The organism is Chitinophaga sp. 9-1-y (assembly GCF_059511905.2).
In genome coordinates this window covers 1651125-1670243 of record NZ_CM197955.1, presented here as the reverse complement: position 1 = coordinate 1670243, position 19119 = coordinate 1651125, and the positions used below count along the sequence as shown (strand labels likewise).

14 protein-coding genes are annotated in these 19119 nt (G+C 46.5%); 8 read left to right on the top strand and 6 right to left on the bottom strand.

Annotated features, from left to right (window positions below):
* Positions 1-15 precede the first annotated feature (15 nt).
* Positions 16-864 carry a protease complex subunit PrcB family protein gene (locus AC5ZC7_RS06610; protein WP_496160380.1) on the bottom strand — a complete coding sequence of 283 codons (849 nt, stop codon included), beginning with the start codon at positions 862-864 and terminating at the stop codon, positions 16-18.
* 168 nt (positions 865-1032) lie between these two features.
* On the opposite strand from AC5ZC7_RS06610, the gene AC5ZC7_RS06605 reads away from it, so the two are divergent.
* A complete protein-coding gene (locus tag AC5ZC7_RS06605; RefSeq protein ID WP_496160381.1) occupies positions 1033-1476 on the top strand; it encodes a carboxypeptidase-like regulatory domain-containing protein in 444 nt (147 codons plus the stop codon).
* Positions 1477-1479: 3 nt separating this feature from the next.
* On the opposite strand, the gene AC5ZC7_RS06600 is transcribed toward AC5ZC7_RS06605, so the two are convergent.
* Positions 1480-2265, bottom strand: coding sequence for a YqiA/YcfP family alpha/beta fold hydrolase (locus tag AC5ZC7_RS06600; RefSeq protein ID WP_496160382.1), 786 nt, complete (start codon positions 2263-2265; stop codon positions 1480-1482).
* 131 nt (positions 2266-2396) lie between these two features.
* Here AC5ZC7_RS06600 and AC5ZC7_RS06595 point away from each other — a divergent pair, with 131 nt between their 5' ends.
* Together AC5ZC7_RS06595 and AC5ZC7_RS06590 are read left to right on the top strand one after the other, a co-directional pair.
* Complete coding sequence (locus tag AC5ZC7_RS06595) at positions 2397-3695, top strand: fibronectin type III domain-containing protein (RefSeq protein WP_496160383.1); 1299 nt, start codon at positions 2397-2399, stop codon at positions 3693-3695.
* Positions 3696-3846: 151 nt separating this feature from the next.
* Positions 3847-5862, top strand: coding sequence for a beta-L-arabinofuranosidase domain-containing protein (locus AC5ZC7_RS06590; protein WP_496160384.1), 2016 nt, complete (start codon positions 3847-3849; stop codon positions 5860-5862).
* Positions 5863-5904: 42 nt separating this feature from the next.
* On the opposite strand, the gene AC5ZC7_RS06585 is transcribed toward AC5ZC7_RS06590, so the two are convergent.
* Positions 5905-6408, bottom strand: a complete 504-nt coding sequence (locus AC5ZC7_RS06585; RefSeq protein WP_496160385.1) for an Lrp/AsnC ligand binding domain-containing protein — start codon at positions 6406-6408, stop codon at positions 5905-5907.
* Positions 6409-6616: 208 nt separating this feature from the next.
* Here AC5ZC7_RS06585 and ppsA point away from each other — a divergent pair, with 208 nt between their 5' ends.
* Positions 6617-9028, top strand: a complete 2412-nt coding sequence (ppsA, locus tag AC5ZC7_RS06580; RefSeq protein WP_496160386.1) for a phosphoenolpyruvate synthase — start codon at positions 6617-6619, stop codon at positions 9026-9028.
* Positions 9029-9209: 181 nt separating this feature from the next.
* On the opposite strand, the gene AC5ZC7_RS06575 is transcribed toward ppsA, so the two are convergent.
* Genes AC5ZC7_RS06575 through AC5ZC7_RS06565 form a run of 3 tightly spaced genes read right to left on the bottom strand, consistent with a single transcriptional unit; the run spans position 9210 to position 11941 of the window.
* Positions 9210-9905: a LytTR family transcriptional regulator DNA-binding domain-containing protein gene (locus tag AC5ZC7_RS06575; protein WP_496160387.1), complete on the bottom strand. Its 696-nt coding sequence runs from the start codon at positions 9903-9905 to the stop codon at positions 9210-9212.
* 4 nt (positions 9906-9909) lie between these two features.
* Positions 9910-10971 (bottom strand): histidine kinase, encoded by a 1062-nt coding sequence (locus AC5ZC7_RS06570; protein WP_496160388.1) that lies wholly within the window; start codon positions 10969-10971, stop codon positions 9910-9912.
* Positions 10964-11941 carry a LytS family sensor histidine kinase gene (locus AC5ZC7_RS06565; protein WP_496160389.1) on the bottom strand — a complete coding sequence of 326 codons (978 nt, stop codon included), beginning with the start codon at positions 11939-11941 and terminating at the stop codon, positions 10964-10966. Before AC5ZC7_RS06565 ends, AC5ZC7_RS06570 begins: the two co-directional genes overlap by 8 nt.
* A gap of 307 nt (positions 11942-12248) precedes the next feature.
* Here AC5ZC7_RS06565 and AC5ZC7_RS06560 point away from each other — a divergent pair, with 307 nt between their 5' ends.
* From AC5ZC7_RS06560 to AC5ZC7_RS06545, 4 genes are read left to right on the top strand one after another with little or no spacing between them, the layout of a single operon-like run.
* Positions 12249-15305, top strand: a complete 3057-nt coding sequence (locus tag AC5ZC7_RS06560) for a SusC/RagA family TonB-linked outer membrane protein (protein ID WP_496160390.1) — start codon at positions 12249-12251, stop codon at positions 15303-15305.
* An 11-nt stretch (positions 15306-15316) separates the two neighbouring features.
* Positions 15317-16642 (top strand): RagB/SusD family nutrient uptake outer membrane protein, encoded by a 1326-nt coding sequence (locus AC5ZC7_RS06555; protein WP_496160391.1) that lies wholly within the window; start codon positions 15317-15319, stop codon positions 16640-16642.
* A gap of 33 nt (positions 16643-16675) precedes the next feature.
* A complete protein-coding gene (locus tag AC5ZC7_RS06550; RefSeq protein WP_496160392.1) occupies positions 16676-17914 on the top strand; it encodes a redoxin family protein in 1239 nt (412 codons plus the stop codon).
* Positions 17915-17930: 16 nt separating this feature from the next.
* Positions 17931-19103 carry a redoxin family protein gene (locus AC5ZC7_RS06545; RefSeq protein ID WP_496160393.1) on the top strand — a complete coding sequence of 391 codons (1173 nt, stop codon included), beginning with the start codon at positions 17931-17933 and terminating at the stop codon, positions 19101-19103.
* Positions 19104-19119 lie beyond the last annotated feature (16 nt).

Genomic DNA, 19119 nt, shown 5'->3' with positions numbered 1-19119 from the left:
TGCTAAAAGAAAAAATTAATCTGCCTTCAGGCTTACTCTATACTCACTTCCCACAAACGTTTCCGTTTTAGGCTCGGTAATCACCTGTATATTCATACTACCGGGAGCCGGCGCGGTAAGTTTATAATGAATAATCGCCTCATGATCTGCGGTAAAATCAATGCGGGTTACCTGTAACACGTAGCCACCGGTTGACTTTTGTCCGGCAGACAGTACCACACTGTTCACATGGTCATTCACTGGTGTAGTGGTAAAGCTAATGGTACCATCGGTGGCGGGTAAGTCACCGGCATGTGCTTTTATGGTATTGATAAAGTCTGCTGCTTTTTTTACCATGGCTGCCGCTTCTGCTTTGGTGATAAATGCTTTAGGACGGAAATGACCGTTTTCCAGCGTTACTACTTTAGATTTAACAAGAGATTGAACGGCATTGAGGCTGTTCCCTGAAAAAGACTTTTCATCTTTTACTACTATCCACATCATGTTTTCCGGGTATGGGCCGGTATGCTGAATGGCCTCGTGCAGTGCCAGTGCAAATTGCTCCCTGGTAGCAGGTGCTTCGGGATTTAAATTGCGACCAGATTCAATACCGTTATTACCGGCAATGATGAGCGACTCCGCATAAGGTGCTTTGTCGTTGGCCTTTTTAAAATAGTCGCTGGCTTTGGGCGCCTTGATAAAGCGGATATTGTCGATATTCAAACCCAAACCTTTTACGATCAGGTCAATACCACTGCCAAAAGATATGCGTGTTTGAGGTTTTGGGGCGGTATATTCCGTTACAGGTTTGTCTTTGCTGTAAAGGTCCTGGGTGGTTAGGGTCAGGAGAAATACCGGTAATGCTACGGCCGTGTAAAGTTTCATATAAGCAGGTTTTATTCAATGCACCGAAATTAGGCATTTATGGGAGGTTTAAAAAATCTCCGGATTAATAAGACAACGTTCGCACCCGCGTATCCCTCCATTGTGATTTAAAAAAGGTATATTTAGTCATCATCCCCTTACTATAAACATTCCGATACTGTACCAGCAATGAAAGAAAACACCCTACCCTTTAAAAAAATTTTGTACGGGACCGGTTTGTCCCTGACGGCAGGGTGGTTATCCCTGGTACCCGCAAAGGCCGCTCCACTGCTGTACGCCGCAACAACAGATACCTTTATGGTAAAAGGTACTGTTCAGATTGTAAACAACGCTACTGGTAAGATAGAAGGACTGCCGGCCACCACTATCATGGTAAAAGGTACCCGCATCGGCGTTCTATCCGGTGGCAACGGAGACTTTCAACTCCAACACCTTCCCGAACAAGATACCATCACACTGGTATTTTCCTCTGTCGGTTTTTTTAATAAAGAAATTACCATCATCAACCGGCATGCAGAAAATGAAATGAACCTGGGGAACATTACGATGAATGTCCGACCAGCTATTGGCTGCCCTGTTATAAAAGGAGAAAAACCTATCAAAAAACATTAACGCTTACTTTTTCGGCGTATTCAATACCTGTAGCGCTTTATATGTAGCGTTATGCAAAATAGTGAGGTGATCTTCCGCCGGCATAGGTACAAACGTTACTGCCGCTTTTTCTGCCTGTAGCTTTGCTGCCAGGGCTTTTGCATCATCTTCCATCTGCTTGCCTTCTGTACCCACGGCAATGAAAATCTGCGCATTGGCAAAAGGAGGTTTTATTTTAGTGAGTAGCGATTCATTATCCCACCACAAACTGGGACTAATAATCACATACCTGCTGAACAACTGCGGGCGTTCAGCCAGCACCGTAGTTGCTAGTAATCCGCCTAATGATTGTCCGATCAAGGTAGTAGTATCATTGGTCCGGAAATGCTGCTTTACATAAGGCTGTAGCTCCTTTTCCAGGAAACGGATAAACGGCGCGGCATGTCCCGTGCTAGGATATGCTTTTTTATCTGCTTCAATGGTGGTAGGAAAAGTGAAGTCCCGCTTACGATCTACATTGGCGATACCCACCACGATGGTAGGTGGCATTTGTTGTATCATTGTTAAGAACTGTACCAGCCCTGTAATATGCACAAAGTCTTCGTTAGCCGATCCATCCAGCAGGTAGATCACCGGGTACTGTTGTTGGGTATTTTGCTGATATCCCTCCGGGAGATAGATATTCAGTGTACGTGTTTCGTTAAGTTCATTGGAACGAAGCTGCTGTACCTCGCCAATGGAGAAAGGAGTGGTTTGTGCGTGGGCGGTGCTAATAAACAAGATGCCAAACAATAAGAATACCAGGCGCATTTTTTTCCTTCAAACTTACGTATAAAATCCCTTAACAATGGCATAACATGCCCCGGTTATATTTGTATGTCCTGATACCATGATGAAAGCGTGGACCTTTCTAATTCCAACAACACTTTACTATGCAACAGATGAAGCGAAGAAAATTCCTCGGCAACTTTCTCAAAGCCGGCAGCCTGCTCCCGTTTGCGGGTGGTGCAGCGTTGCTACAGTCGGCCGCCGTTCCCGGAGAACCGGCACCACTGGCTTATCCGGCAAGCAATACCCCCGATCGTATTATACTAACGGTAACGGATAAACCGGCTACATCGGTAACCCTGAACTGGCGTACGGCCAATGCTGCCGGCGGGCATTTTGCGGAATATGCTGTGGCAGATGCACATCCGTCTTTTGCCACCAACGCCACCCGTATAGCTGCTGATGCCCGCAGCTTCCGGTTTGAACAGGTAACCGCTGCCCATCACCGGGTTACCCTGCAACAACTGCAGCCGGCCACAACTTATACTTACCGCGTGGGCAACGACACCGGCTGGAGTGAATGGATGACTTTTCGTACAGCCGCCACCGATAGCAGCCGTTTGTCTTTTATCTACCTCGGAGATGCCCAGGTAGGCATCCGCCCCTTCTGGAGCCGTGTGATCCGCAAAGCCTATGCGCAATTACCCGATGCACAGCTGATTATTCATGCCGGCGACCTGGTAAACCGCGCCAACAGCGATGAAGAATGGGGCCAATGGTTTGAAGCAGGTGGCTATATTCATGGCAGCATCCCTGCTATCGTTACACCCGGCAACCATGAATACACCCATGAAAATGACCAACCACATTTATCAGTGTACTGGAAAGAACAGTTTGGCCTGCCGGCCAATGGCACAGGAGATGAATACCTCGATGGCAGTGTATATTATACAGATATCCAAAACGTACGTTTCATTTCACTCAATACCATGATGATGGAAGATGCCACCAGCGAAACACAAATACGCCGCCAAACCGCGTGGCTGGAAAACGTGCTGAAAAATAATCCCTGCAAATGGACCTGTATCACCATGCACCACCCGGTGTTTTCCACTAAAAAAGGACGCGATAACAAAGCGGTAAAAACCTGGTTCAAACCACTCTTCGATCAATACAAAGTGGATATTGTATTACAGGGACATGACCACGCTTATGGCAGGGGCATGCAAAAGGTGGCGCCGGGAGGCACCATGTACCTGGTGACCGTAAGCGGATCCAAAATGTATGAGTATGACAACACCATCGAATGGACCGATGTAGTTACCGGCGATATTCAGCTATACAGCCTGATCACGATTGATAACGATACCTTGTCGTTCCGCTCCTGCCTGGCCACCGGGGAAGTTTTTGATGCCTTCGACCTGGTGAAGCAACCCGGGCGTACCAACCGGCTGATAAACCGCAAGCCCTAACAACGACACCTATACGTAAATCGGCTTCTTTTTATCATGTACCACGGGAATACCCATTTTTGATACGTTTTATCGAAACAATGAGTCATTTGGGATAACAGCCGATCCGTATTACGGATAAATTAGCCAGGAAAAATTGCGCTGACCGTTCATGAAATTCGTTGCTATTATTTCCACGCTATGGCTGGGTCTTTCCTTAGCCACCCTGGCACAGGGGAAAAAAAGTACTACCCCTGTGCCTTCTTATCACCCGAACCGCTCTCCACTGGCACCCAGGCCCTACCTGGCACTTCCCCTGGGCGCTATCACGCCCAAAGGCTGGCTGCTCCATCTGTTGGTACAACAAAAAAATGGCGCCACCGGGCAACTGGATCAGCTATATCCACAGGTAATGGGCCCACGCAATGGTTGGCTGGGCGGCGATGGCGATCAATGGGAACGGGGTCCCTACTGGATAGACGGCCTGCTTCCACTGGCCTATATCCTGAAAGACACCGCCCTTATTGCCAAAGTAAAGCCCTGGGTGGAATGGTCCGTTAAAAGTCAGCAACCAGACGGCTATTTCGGACCGGCCAAAGACTATCCCGCGGAACCTGGCATCCAAAGAGACAATAGCCGGGACTGGTGGCCTAAAATGGTGATGCTGAAAGTATTGAAACAATACTATGAAGCCACCGCCGATCCCCGTATTATTCGCCTGCTCACAAATTACTTCCACTACCAGTTAAAAGAACTCCCGCAACACCCACTGGACCACTGGACCTTCTGGGCGCGTTACCGGGCCGGCGATAACCTCATGGTAGTGTACTGGCTTTATAATATCACGGGAGATGCTTCCCTGCTGGATCTGGCCACGCTGTTACACCATCAGACATTTGACTATACCAACGCATTTCTGCATACCTCCCTCCTGTCTACCACAGGCAGCATCCATGGTGTAAACCTTGCCCAGGGCATGAAAGAGCCAATGATCTACTATCAGCAGCAACCAGATCAACTATATATAGAAGCCACCCGTAAAGGATTGGAAGACCTGCGCCGGTTCAATGGCACAGCACAGGGCCTCTATGGCGGTGATGAAGCATTGCATGGCAACAACCCTACCCAGGGCGCAGAACTTTGCACTGCCGTGGAAATGATGTTTACACTGGAAAGTATCCTCGAAATAAGTGGAGACGTGAGCTATGCCGATCAGCTGGAAAAAATTGCGTTCAATGCGTTGCCTACGCAAATATCGGCCGACTTTATGACCCACCAGTACTTCCAACAGGCCAACCAGGTAATGGCTACCCGTCATATCCGCAACTTCGATGTGAATCACAGCGGCACAGACCTCTGTTATGGACTACTCACCGGTTACCCCTGCTGTACGTCCAACATGCACCAGGGCTGGCCCAAATTCACACAAAACTTATGGTATGCCACCACCGACAGTGGAGTGGCGGCTCTGCTGTACGCACCCAGTGAAGTAAAAGTGTATGTGGGCGCACAAATACCGGTTACCTTCAAAGAAGAAACCAACTATCCCTTCGAAGAAAGTATCCGGTTCACCCTCAGCAGCCCGAAAAAAATAAACTTTCCTTTCCACCTGCGCATACCCGCCTGGTGCAACAAAGGCATCATCAAAATAAATGGCAAGATATGGCAGGAAGCTACCGGCAACCAGGTAGTGAGGATTGCGCGGGAATGGTCACCCGGTGATGTCCTGACCCTGGAACTCCCCATGCACCTGTATCAGCAAACCTGGCAGGAAAACTCCCTGTCAGTTGAACGCGGCCCGCTCACCTATGCCTTGCAAATCGGCGAAGCAGAACAAGTCATCAACAATACAACAGATCCGGCCGAATACGGTGAAACCTACACGGAAATACGCCCCACAACACCCTGGAACTATGGCCTGATGAATGGCCCGGGTCATGGTCAATATAAAATAGAAAAAGCCGCAGTAATACCCGTGGATCCATGGTCCTCCAAACAGGTGCCCATCTCCATAAAAACAACCGCCAAAAGAATCCCTTCCTGGCAATTGTATAATGACATGAGCGGGCCTATTCCTAATATTTCGTATGGTATGGAAAGCGAGGCTAAAGAAGAGGAAATAACACTCATTCCCTATGGCTGCACCCGATTACGGATTTCTGAATTTCCGGTGTTGGGAAACCGGTAGACATAAAAAGGGACGCTTCATCAGCGTCCCCACTTTTTAAATTTATTTATTTTTATGCTGCAATTTTGTTTGCATGCTCGTCGTCAGGTTTAGATCTACTTCAAACTTGGACTCTGCTAAAACAAACAGGCTGCGGATCTTGTAGATATTCTCCAGCTTGGATAATTTACTGAGGTTAAACTGCTCATAGGCTTCCATATCTGCCACCAGTACTTTCAGCAGGTAGTCAAACTGTCCGTTCATCTTATAACATTCCATCACTTCGGGGAAAGAGTTGATGGAATGCTCGAAGGCCAGCAGCCGATCATGGCCATGCTCTTTCAGCGTTACGCTGGTATAGGCCACGAGGTTTTTACCCAACTTATTCCTGTTCAGTACAGCTATATAGCGTAATATATACCCTTCTGCTTCCAGTCGTTTTACTCTTTCAAAAATGGAAGTAACTGACTTACCTAACCTGGAAGCAATCTCTTTATTGGTTGTTCTGGCGTCTTCCTGCAATATGTCCATTATACACATATCAATCTGGTCAGGTATGAAACTCATGCGCGTATTTTTATCAAAAATAGGGGAACTGTCACGGATTTAGGAAAAAAAATCTGTGGCAACCAATTTTTTTAGTTTTCTTTTCGCTTTTCTCCGGCTTGTCGTCGTTACACCTCTACATGGCATAATTTGCCGTTACAGAATCAAACCACGTTTGGAAGACATACATCATCCTTCCATATTTTTTATTCATTAAACTCATTTTTATATGAGAGAAAGTATTGTACTGCCGCTAAAAGCGGTGGGCATGGATGCTATTGCCCTGGTAGGCGGGAAATCTGCCTCGCTGGGAGAAATGATTGCCAACCTCGACAAAATGGGTGTAGCCGTACCCGATGGATTTGCGATTACCACTACCGCCTATTATGAATTTATGAAACAAAGCGGGCTGGAAAAATTTATCGCCGAACAGGTAGCCACGGTCGACTTTAACGATATCCTTACCCTGCGCAGAGCTGGGCAAAAAATAAGACAAGCCATCAGCAACACCCGGTTCCCTCACGAACTGAGCGACCACATCATTGCCGCCTATCATGAATTATCACAGGAATACGGGCAGGAACAAACGGATGTTGCCGTAAGATCTTCCGCCACCGCCGAAGACCTCCCGGACGCCTCCTTCGCCGGGCAACAGGAAACCTTCCTCAACGTTAGAGGTCCTGCCGCATTAATTGATGCCGTAAGAAACTGTTTCGCGTCTCTCTTTACCGACCGCGCCATCAGCTACCGGGCGAACTTCGGCTATGATCATTTTAGTATAGGCTTGTCTGTTTGTGTACAAAAAATGGTCCGCTCCGATCTCGGTGCTTCCGGCGTAGCCTTCTCCCTAGATACCGAATCCGGGTTCAAAGATGTAGTAGTCATCAACGGCTCTTTCGGATTAGGTGAAATGGTGGTACAGGGCGCCGTATCTCCCGATGAATTCATCGTATTCAAACCTTGCATGCAAGCCGGCTATACACCCATCATAGAAAAAAAGCTGGGCGTGAAAGACAAGAAAATGGTGTACGGAGAAAGCAGTGATGAAAGAACGAAAATTATACCGGTAGAAAAAAAGCAACAGCAACACTTTTGCTTAAGTGATGCACAAATCATGCAACTGGCTACCTGGGTACGCAGCATTGAAACTTACTACTCCGATAAAAAAGGCCGCTGGTGCCCGATGGACATAGAATGGGCTGTGGACGGTCTCACCAATGAATTGTACATTGTACAGGCTCGCCCGGAAACCATTCACTCCCGGAAAGATCATAGCCTGATCACCTCCTATTCGATTGATCATACCGACACCGCTAAACAATTATTAAAAGGTATTGCCGTAGGCGATAAAATTGCTGCCGGTAAAGTGAATATTCTCTTTTCCCTCGACAACCGCTTAATTACCGGTAGTGAATTCAAACCCGGCGATGTACTGGTTACCGACATGACCGACCCCGACTGGGAACCGATCATGAAAATGGCTTCCGCTATTGTAACCAATAAAGGCGGACGTACCTGTCATGCTGCCATCGTGGCGCGTGAAATGGGCATCCCAGCTATCGTTGGTTGCGGCGACGCCACCGAAAAATTAAATGATGGCCAGGAAATCACTGTCTGCTGCGCACAAGGCAGTGAAGGCATCGTATACGAAGGACGGTTGCCGTTCCGGGAAGAACAACTGGATCTCACCAAACTCCCCGCTATACGCACACCGCTGATGCTCAACGTTGGCTCTCCTTCTATGGCCTTCCAGTTTGCACATCTGCCTAACAAAGGCGTGGGTCTTGCCAGGGAAGAATTCATTATCAACAACTACATCAAAGTACACCCGCTGGCGTTACTAAAGCATAAAGAACTGCACGATGCAGAGCTCTCTGCCAGTATCGCCCAACTGATACAAGGCCACGATAACGAAACAGACTACTTCGTCAACAAACTGGCCTACGGCGTGGGAAAAATTGCCTCGGCATTTTACCCGGAAAAAGTAATCGTGCGCTTCTCCGATTTCAAAAGCAACGAATACTTCAATCTCCTGGGTGGTAAATACTTTGAGCCAACAGAAGAAAATCCCATGATCGGCTGGAGAGGCGCGTCCCGCTATTATTCCCCGCAATACAAACCTGCCTTTGAACTGGAATGTAAAGCCCTGCTCAAAGTAAGACAAACCATGGGGCTCAAAAATGTAGTAGTGATGATTCCTTTCTGTCGCACCGTAGAAGAACTCCAACTGGTACTGGCAACCATGGAAGAATTTGGATTGCGCCGCGGCGACAACGGATTGGAAGTATACCTGATGGCAGAACTCCCCTCCAATATTATGATGGCGGAAGAATTTTCCGCTTTCATTGATGGATTCTCGATAGGATCAAATGATCTGACGCAGCTCACACTTGGTCTCGACAGGGATTCCTCCCTGGTGGCCAATCTTTATAATGAGCTAAACCCGGCAGTACAACGGCTCATTGCGCATTTGATCAAAGTAGCAAAACAACAGAAAGTAAAAGTAGGTATCTGCGGACAAGGACCATCCGATTTTCCGGAGTTCACAAAATTCCTGGTACAACAAGGCATTGACAGTATTTCAGTTACACCAGATGCAATCATAAAAACGGTGAGAGCGATTCATGAGGCGGAAAAGTAAGAAAAGTTAGATGCTGATGAAACCCTGTATAATACAGGGTTTCATCATTTTAACAACCTATTCTTCCAACTGGATAGAATTGATCACCTCCATCACCTTCCTTACAAACAGTTTTCCTGCTGCATCTTCCTCTTTCGATAAAAACTTATATAATGATTCTAAATTTCAAAAAACTTACCTTTTACCTCGGCATATTAATCACCTCCATAAACTGTTTCATATAGGCGTCTCCGATAGGAACATTATAAGTTCCTGTAAAAATACGTTGTCGTTCTATGCTATCTATTTTATCCAGGGAGATGATATAAGATTTATGTACCCTGAAAAACCGGAAGGGCGCCAGGATTTCTTCAAAGCTACGAAGGTTTTGCAGCGTAAGAATTTTCTGTTGGGTAGTTTGAATGGCAACATAATTACGCAATGCTTCCACGAAAAGAATGTCTTTTACATCTACGCGGACAATACGTTTATCGGTGCGCACAAAAATATAATCCGTGCCGGCAGGTTGTGAAATAGCAGGCGTAACTTTGGCTTGTACCCGTTGCACAGCCCTGGCAAAACGTTCAAAAGATACTGGCTTCAGGAGATAATCTACCGCTTCCCGGTCGAAGCTTTCTACGGCATATTCATCATAGGCAGATACAATGACGATCTGTATTCCCGCTGGCGCCAGTTGCATAAACTCTATGCCGCTGAGCTCCTGCATTTGTATATCCAGGAATACCAGGTCTATTTTTTCCTGCTTTAGAAAAAGCAATGCTTCCTGCGGATGCAAAAATGTTTTTACCAACTGCAGATCCGGCGTTTTATTGATAAAGGAAACCATTACCTGCGCTGCCAAAGGCTCATCGTCTACCACGATACACTTTACTGCCATATCATTACCAGTTAATCACTAAGTTACTATAATATTCATCTTTCTGATCTACCACCTCCAGCGTATGTTTGCCGGGATAAATCAACTGTAAACGCTTACGCACATTATCTAACCCAATACCCCCTGTTTTATCACGCTGTTGCCCTAATACATGGTTATGCACCCGGAATACCAGTTGCTGCGGGTCGCCCATCAGGGTAATGGTAACCGGTTTATCCGGGCGGTTACTCACACCATGCTTAAATGCATTTTCTACGAAAGGTACGAGCAATAAAGGGGCAACTATCTTATCTGGCAATGCTTCCGGGAAGTCAAATACCACCCCTTCTTTGCAGCCGGTACGTATGCGTTGTAAAGTTACAAAGTCCTGCAGATAACGCACCTCTTCTCCTATAGGAGCACGGTATGAAATATCGGACGATTGATTGACCATATAGGCCAGCAAATCAGTAAGGGTTTTATGCGCAGTAATCACTTCCGGTGAATCCATGAGTGCCAGCGAATAAATGCTGTTAAGACTGTTGATCAGGAAATGAGAATTTAACTGCATCTTCAGAAAACCTGATTCCGCTTGTTGTTGCTGTTGTTGTAAAGTAGCTCTTCGTTTATCTTCCTGTAACCATAAAATAAAAAAGCAATAAGCGAATGCTGCCAGCAGGATAATAACACCACTCCACAAACCATTCACGAAGTAGGTCCCGAAAGATTGGTACAGCTGTACCTTTTCCTTATTAACATAATGGTAGCCTCCATTTAAGATCGTATCCCGGAAAAAGGTATCCGCTATCACATATTTCAGTACAATGCTGCCAACCATTAATGGCAATACCGCCATCAGCAGGTGACCCCAATTATTATGTTGCAGGAAAGGAGGTACCACCCAACGCAGATATACATAACATACCAGGAAGTTGAGTATACCAAATAAGCCATAATTAATATGGAAGCTATGCATTATCAGCGGGGTACGTTTCACCAGGGTGATGGCATTCAGTCCGTATACCAACAGCATCCATACCAGCAGTAAGGCAAAAAACTCAACGATATGTTTACGGACATTACTCATTTGCGGGCCATCTGATTATTTTATCCTGGGAAACCAAACCGGTATTTTCTCCTGTCACCAACATCGTTATCACTTCCCGCTCAATATCAAGCCTAATCAACAGGCTACCGGGAACATCCTGCAGTTCCTTTAACTTTCTGTCCACCAGGTATTGCAGGCGCGATGCATCCACCAATCCTGCCGGTTCTTCACCGGTTATGTCCAGGGTAATGGACTGCGTAGCGCTACAAAGATTACGTAGTGTGATGTATCGTTCAAAATTCAACAATTCTTTTTTCAAACTCACTTTATCCTGCTCCATTGCCTTATCATACAACATATATCTCAGCAGATCCGACAATAGCAACATCGCCTGTGTCCCTTTCTTTTCGCGGGTTTGAGGATTTTCCAACAGCGGTCCCAGTTGTTGCAGGTTATACAATAACTGCCTGGATCCTTCCTGCATGCGTTCATACCGGCGCCGTGCCTGGGCAGCGGTAGTAGCCAGTAGCCGGTCGCCCGGCGCGGCATTTCGCCATTCCAGGAAGAGCCGGTAACCATAGGCCAGTAGCGCTACCCCAGTGCCTAGTTGTATGGTCAGGGGCAAATACTGCATAAAGGTCATGGGCTTCGGCAGTGGCGCGTTCATGGAAAGCATTCTCAGTGGAATAGCCCGGAACAATACGATATCGGGAAAAAGAAAATAACCAATAAGATATTTAATAACAGAAAAACCCAGGATCGATGCAATGGTATATAATGCCATCCGGGTGTACTGCCGCTTTCTTACTACCGTAGGCAGGAGCACAAACACCAGCAGGTAAAACAACTGGAAATTAATACAGCCATACAGCAGGTATTTTACACTGGTCCATTTCAACAAATGCGCATTCGCCAACGCACCCTTTATCTGTGGGTATATATATAGCAGTAGGAGGGCCATCCAAACAGCCAGGTGGGCAAAATAGCGGTATGTTTTATTGTGTCGCATATACACTTACAACATTGAAGATAATATTTACCACCACCGTTTCAGCATAAATAGGCGCTTATTTTTTTCGTACCTGTTTAATGCCCGTTCGTACTCACAAAGCCCCTAAAAGTACTTACCTGTGGCTATTTCACGCATATTTCAGCGCTATGGCGTTAAAATTATTTCATCCATGTAAAAAGTCGGAATGTACTTTCTGCTGCCGGGTATGTCCATTATCTGGGAAATTAAATAACAGGATAAGTACTTTGGATTTTCATTCTTGTTCGGGACCGTTCACATATCGTAAAAATCAACCAACTATTGTATGAGAAAGTCATTTTTATTTATCCTCCTATGCATGTCGGGCATGTCTGTATATGCACAACAGGTATTAAAAGGAACCGTGAAGGACGCGGTATCCCACCAGCCGGTGCCCGGAGCCACGGTAAAAGTAATTGGTGCATCCAAAGGAGCTACCACCAACGACAAAGGAGAATTTGAGCTCAACGTGCCCGCCAACGCACAACTGCAAATCACTTCTATTGGTTTTGAAAATGTAGTGGTAGCTGCCAGCCTCGTAAAGGCCGGCCCTGTACTGATGCAAATGAGGGCCATCAGCCTGGTGGATGCTGTTGTAGTAGGCTATGGTACGCAGCAAAAATCCAAGGTGACTACTTCTATTTCCACGGTAAAAGCCGATGCTTTATCGCCGGAAAAAAACATTGCCAGCGATTTCGGAAAAGCGCTGACGGGCAGAGTAGCCGGTGTATTTGTGGCATCCAAAGACGGAAGCCCGGGCGGTACTCCCAATATCCTCATCCGGGGCGCACAATCGGTAAACACTACCGGTACCAATCCCCTCATTGTGATTGATGGATTGATTGTAGACGGTAACACCATCTCTATCAATAACATTAATCCGCAGGATATTGAATCCATAGAGGTTCTCAAAGATGCGGCATCTGCGGCGATATACGGCGCCAGGGGTTCCTCTGGTGTGATTATTGTCACTACCAAAAAAGGAAAACTGAACAGCAGACCCACTTTAAACGTCAACATGTACACGGGGGTAAACAATGTGCCAACCTCCCGGCATATGCTCAATACGGATGAATATAAATCTGCCTTCAACGATTCCCGCAACAACCGGATAGGCGATATTGATGCATTACTGGCCAACCCGGACGGCCTTCCCCCTGCCAGAATCAGCCAGCTAAAAAATGAAAAAACAACGCTGCAAAACCAGCTGAATGGCTTGCAGATGGCTAATCGCAGCACCGACTGGTTGGAGCGTATCAAAAATAAAAATGCACCTGTCAATAATATGCAGGCCAGTATGAGCGGCGGCAGTGATAAAAATAATTATTACATGTCCCTTGGCCGCTATTCCGAAGCAGCCAGCATGGGTGCCGGTACCTTTGAAAGATATACCGGTCGCCTGGACCTCACCCAACAAATCAACAACTGGCTTAAAGTGAATGGTAACATCAACATTACACAATCTGTCAGAAAAAATATCAGCTTCCCTTTAGTATCTGCATTCAACGCCCGGCCTGATACCCCGGAAGATCCGGTGCTCAACCCGGACGGCTCACTGGGTTACTATGTAGGCCAGCAGCAACATCCATTGGGCGTGATGAGGGATAACAACAACAAAGATAAAAACAACGTGTACCTGGGTAGCCTGTCTGCCGACGTAAAATTGTTAGAGGGTCTTTCTTTCCGTTCCTCTTTCAACGCTACCAAATTTAATGATCTCGCCATTACCTTCTATCCTGCCTCCGGCTACCTCGGCGCCTTCAACAATGGTGTCTTCAAAAACCTGGGCGTGGATAATTTCTCTTATAACTTCGATAACTATTTCACCTATACGAAAAGAATTCACCACCTGGGTATCAATTCTACCCTGGGTTATACCTTCTATAGCAATGAAATGAATAGTTTCGGTTATGATCTCAATGGCTTCCCGAAAGTAGATGGTATTACGGGCGGCGGATCCGGCGCCACTTACGGCAGCCCATTTAGTATTGGCAGCAATAACATCAACAACAAAGAAGTATCTGACGCCTATTTCCTGCGCACCGGTTTCGACTGGGAGGGTAAATACCTGCTCAATGCCTCTATCCGCCGCGATGGTTCTTCCAAGTTAAGTGGCCAATACCGCTACGCCTGGTTTCCTTCCATTTCCGGCGGATGGGATATCGCCCGTGAAAACTTCCTGGCCGGCAACCGTTTCATCAACCAGTTAAAGATCCGCAGCAGCTACGGCATGAGTGGTAACATCCGCCCACTGCAATACTTTGATGCACAAAACCTGCTCAATGCTACCTCCTATATGGGTAATTCCGCCCTTATACTCGGCACCATCATTGGTAACCCTGGTATACGCTGGGAGCGCACCAAACAGGCAGATGCAGGAGTAGATGTAGCCCTGCTCAACAACCGGGTTACTTTTACGGCCGACTACTACAATAAAACCACCGATGGTTTACTGAGTAGCAACAATGTTTCCTATATCTATGGCGCAGGCAGTATTCCCGATAACATTGGCACCATCCGCAACTATGGAGTAGACCTGGAACTGGCGGTGAGCAGCCGCGCCAGCGCCGCCTTCTCCTGGAAAGTGGAAACCAATATGAACATCAACCGGAATATACTCGTGTCATTAAAAGACTCCCTCACCAACTACGGCGCCTTTGTTTTTGGTGGCCCGCAAACCAAAGCCAAAGTAGGGCAATCAGTGGGGTCTGTACAGGTATATGAATCATTAGGCGTAGATCCTCAAACCGGTGATATGATGTATAAAGATCAAAACAAAGATGGTAAATGGGATAGCAATGATCTGATCACCATCCCGGTGGCACTACCCAAATTCACCGGGGGCACCAATATTACCCTGTCTTACAAAAAAATCACGGTATCCGCTTTATTCAACTACGTGGTAGGCAACAAAGTATATGACTTCTATGAGCAAACACTTCGCAACTATAGTTTAGACGCCTATGGTGTAATGCCTAATAAATTTGATATCATCAACAAACGCTGGAAGCAAAAAGGCGATATCACGGATGTACCGAGAGCGATTACAGGCCCACACGGCGCCGGACAAACCACCGACTGGAACTCCCGGCCCTCCACCCAATTCATATATGACGCCTCTTACGTACGCCTGCGCAATCTTAGCGTAAGCTATGAGTTGCCAACAACTTTACTGTCGAAAGCTAAAATTACACGGGCACGCATCTACGCATCTGCACAGAATGTATTCACGATCACCAAATATATCGGGTTTGACCCCGAAGCCGCTGCGAACAACGGCGTTGTTAGCACCAACGTGCCCAATCCTCGTTCCGCTGTTATTGGTATAGATCTTTCATTTTAATACGCCACCACATGAAACAACATACTTTATTACATATCGCGGCTACCTGCATCATCGGCTTATCTGCCTGCAGCAAGCAACTGGGTGAAGTAGTCCCTAATACAAAGATTGCCTTTTCACAAATCAACAAAAATAACCTGCCACTGGTGATCAATGGCGCCAAGCTGGCCCTCACCAACAACAATGCATTTTATGCCTACTACGGGCTGCAGGATATTATGAGCGATGATTTTCAGTCGGTGGGTTTCATCCCGTATGAAAGCAATAACATCCCTTCTAATGACAACGCCCTGGTACCCGTTTATAAACAACCTTACCAATGCATTGCCAATGCCAATATGGCCATACAATATGCGGTACAGTTTCCCGGCGACAGCAGCATTAGCGCGGCCCTCGGCGAAGCCTACCTCCTGCGTGCATACTCCTATATGCTCCTCACCGAAAGCTTTGGTGATGTAGTTATCGTATACGGTGGCGAAGATCCCAGGAGCCGCCCTCCCCGCAACCCGGTAACGGAAGTAAATCAGCTGATTGAAGCGGATCTTAAAAAAGCAATCGATCAACTACCCGCCTATACAAGCCCGGTAAGCGGTTCCAAACAAGGCGCACAACTGCTGCTCGCCAGGTATTACCTGAACCAGGGCAGTTACGACAACGCCTTGTTGATGGCTAACGCAGTGATTAACTCCGGGAAGTTCAGCCTGCAATCCAATTTTGGCGATATTTTCAAATCGGCTGTAAACAGCGCCGAAGCCGTTTACAAAATCAATGAAACCAGCACCAGCACGTTCTATGGCCTGCCCAATTTGTACGGACAGGGAGGTAGCGGGCTGGCAGGTTCCGGCACTACCTGGGCCGACAGCAACCTGGTAAAATCATACGACCCAACAGATACCCGCAGGAACTACTTTGTTCGCGCCAAAGGCAGTTCTCTGGCAGATACCGTTTACTTCCTGAACAAATTCCCATCGGAACTCACGCCCTCCTACCCGGTATGCCGCTATAGTGAAGCATTTCTTATCGTGGCAGAAGCAAATGCCCGCAAAGGCGTAGTTGATGTTACGGCATATAACCAGTTACGCACCGCAAGGAAAGCCAGCACTGCTAATAACAGCGACTTTGCCAGCCCGGCCGCTTTCCTCGCTACTATTGAACAGGAAAGAAGAAGAGAGTTCATCGGAGAAAGACTCAGATGGAGCGATATGCAACGCTTTGGTAAAATGAATTCCTGGCTGCAATCATTCGGACAACCCATTACACATGTATTGATGCCCATTCCATCCAGGGAGTTTTTCATTAATCCGAACCTGTCACAAAATGCCGATTACAGTAAATAAAAACGGAAATCAAATAAATTAAAATTAATAACGATGAAGAAAACAGTAGTTAAATTTTGCGCACCGATGATGCTATTAGCCGCTCCGGCAGCACTGATGGCGCAACAAAACAAAATAGTAAAAGCCATTACGGTAAAAGGTAGTGTGGAATTCACTGATCCTAAACAGAGTGTTAACAAAGTATTCCTGTTAAAAGATAACCTGAAAGGAAAACCGGAAGTGGTAGATTCCTGCGTAGTAGGGAAAGACAATACCTTTTCCTTCCATGTCAAACAGGATCACCAGGGTATTTACCAACTCAATGCCATGAACTGGGATCATGCTAGTTTCTGGAGCGATGCGGATGTAAAAGTAGCGATGAGAGGTTACGATACTGCCAGGTACAAGGTAAAAATCCCCCACTACAATTATGTAGAAGGATCTTACGATAATAATTTCATCAACCTGAGTTCATTGAACAATGAACTTAACTACCGGCGGTTGATCGATGAATATAACATGGAATATTATGCCAAGAAAGCAACGGATACTACCTGGTACGGTTATATGAAAAATACCAAAAAGTATAACCCGATGAGAGAAGATTACAAAATGCGGGAAGAAATTTTGATTAAATCTTATGCAGACCGTCCGGTAATCATAGCTGCTATCCGGGGCATGGCAGGTACTGAATCTGGTGAAAAATATGATAACGCTATGAAAATGCTGGATGCATTGATGGTCCGCTACCCATGGTTAACAGAAGCCAAAGATTTAAAACAAACCATCATCACCAACAAAGCACAAGCCATGCGCCTGAAATCAGGTCAGCCAATGCCGTCCGTAAAATATCCGGATGCAAACGGTAGCCTGGCAGGATTGGAAAAATACAAAGGCAAATACCTGCTGGTAGACTTCTGGGCAAGCTGGTGTGGACCATGCAGACAAGCCATTCCAAAGGTAAAAGAACTGTATACCAGCTACAAAGATAAAGGATTTGAAGTGGTAAGTATTTCTATCGACACCGATAAAAACGCCTGGAAAAAAGCCATGAAAGAAGAAGAAATGCCATGGGAACAAATGCTGAGCGATAATAAAGATAAAACCATGGAACAATTCCAGTTCTCCGGCATCCCTACCATGTACCTGGTAGATCGCGAAGGTAGAATTATGGAGCGCTTCACTGGCTTCACCGAAGAAGCAGCCACTAAAATAAAGGAAAGTCTGAACAACGGCACCAAGGCAGCAGCACCCGCTCAAAAAGCCGCATCTATGTCAATGACCAGTTTCTAACGATCATACACCAACCATGACAAAAAACACCCTCCTGATGGCCGGCAGCTTGCTGCTGGCCTCTTTTCTCCCGGCAGCGGCGCAGAAAAGCTACAAAGTAACTGCTAATATCAAAGGACAGGGCGACTATCGTCTCTCCCTTTCGTATGTAACAGCAGACGGTCATAAAACAGATACCGTCATCTCCCGTAATGGTGACCAGTTCACTTTTTCCGGCAATGTAAGCGAACCCGTAATAGCCACTTTCATGAGCCGTCATCCGGCCAATAAATTCGAAATTGTAAAAGGCGGAATGTTTATGCCTGCACCTGGCCTGGAAATTATCTTGTCGGACAAAACGAATGTGCAGATCACGGGAGATGCAGAAGAATTATACAAGGCAACCGTAAAAGGCGATAAAGCCAATGAAGAAATGAACGCATTCCGGCAAAAAGAAATGCCGCTGATTGAAAAGGTATGGGAACTACGTAAAAAATCTGCCGGGATGCGCAAGCCGGAAGACAGTACCGCCAAAAAAGCCGCGATAGCGGAAATGCTGGCAGCCAACGAACAACTCACCGCCATGCAGAAAGAATTCGTTGCCACCCATCCCAAGTCATTTTTGAGCGTTAGCCTGCTCACCAGGCTGCAAGGCGATTTTGACCCGGTAGCTTATGAACAGGCATTCAATAAACTAAGTGATACTTACAAAGACACTTACCTCGGTAAATACCTGTCTTCCCGCATCACAGGTGCCAAAGCCACCAGCGAAGGGGCCATCATCAATTTTACCAAAAAAGACAATCACGGCGACCCGTTTAGTTTAGCCTCCCTCAAAGGGAAATATGTGCTGCTCGACTTCTGGGGTAGCTGGTGCGGTCCCTGCAGGGCCAGTCACCCTCACCTGAAAGAAGTATACGCAAAGTATAAAGACAAAGGGCTGGAAATAGTAGGTATTGCAGATGAAAAATCAGATGACATCAACGACGCCAAAGCCGCATGGCTAAAGGCGATTAAAGATGACGGCATCAACTGGATACAGGTTCTTAACAACTACGACAGATCCACCAACAACCTGGCGATGTCATATGGTATCACCGGTTTCCCAACTAAAATACTGCTGGATAAAAACGGCAAAGTATTATTTAAAATCATTGGTAGCGGCGGTGATGAACTGGATCAGAAATTAAAAGCCACTTTAGGCATGTAAAAAAATAAAGGTGTAC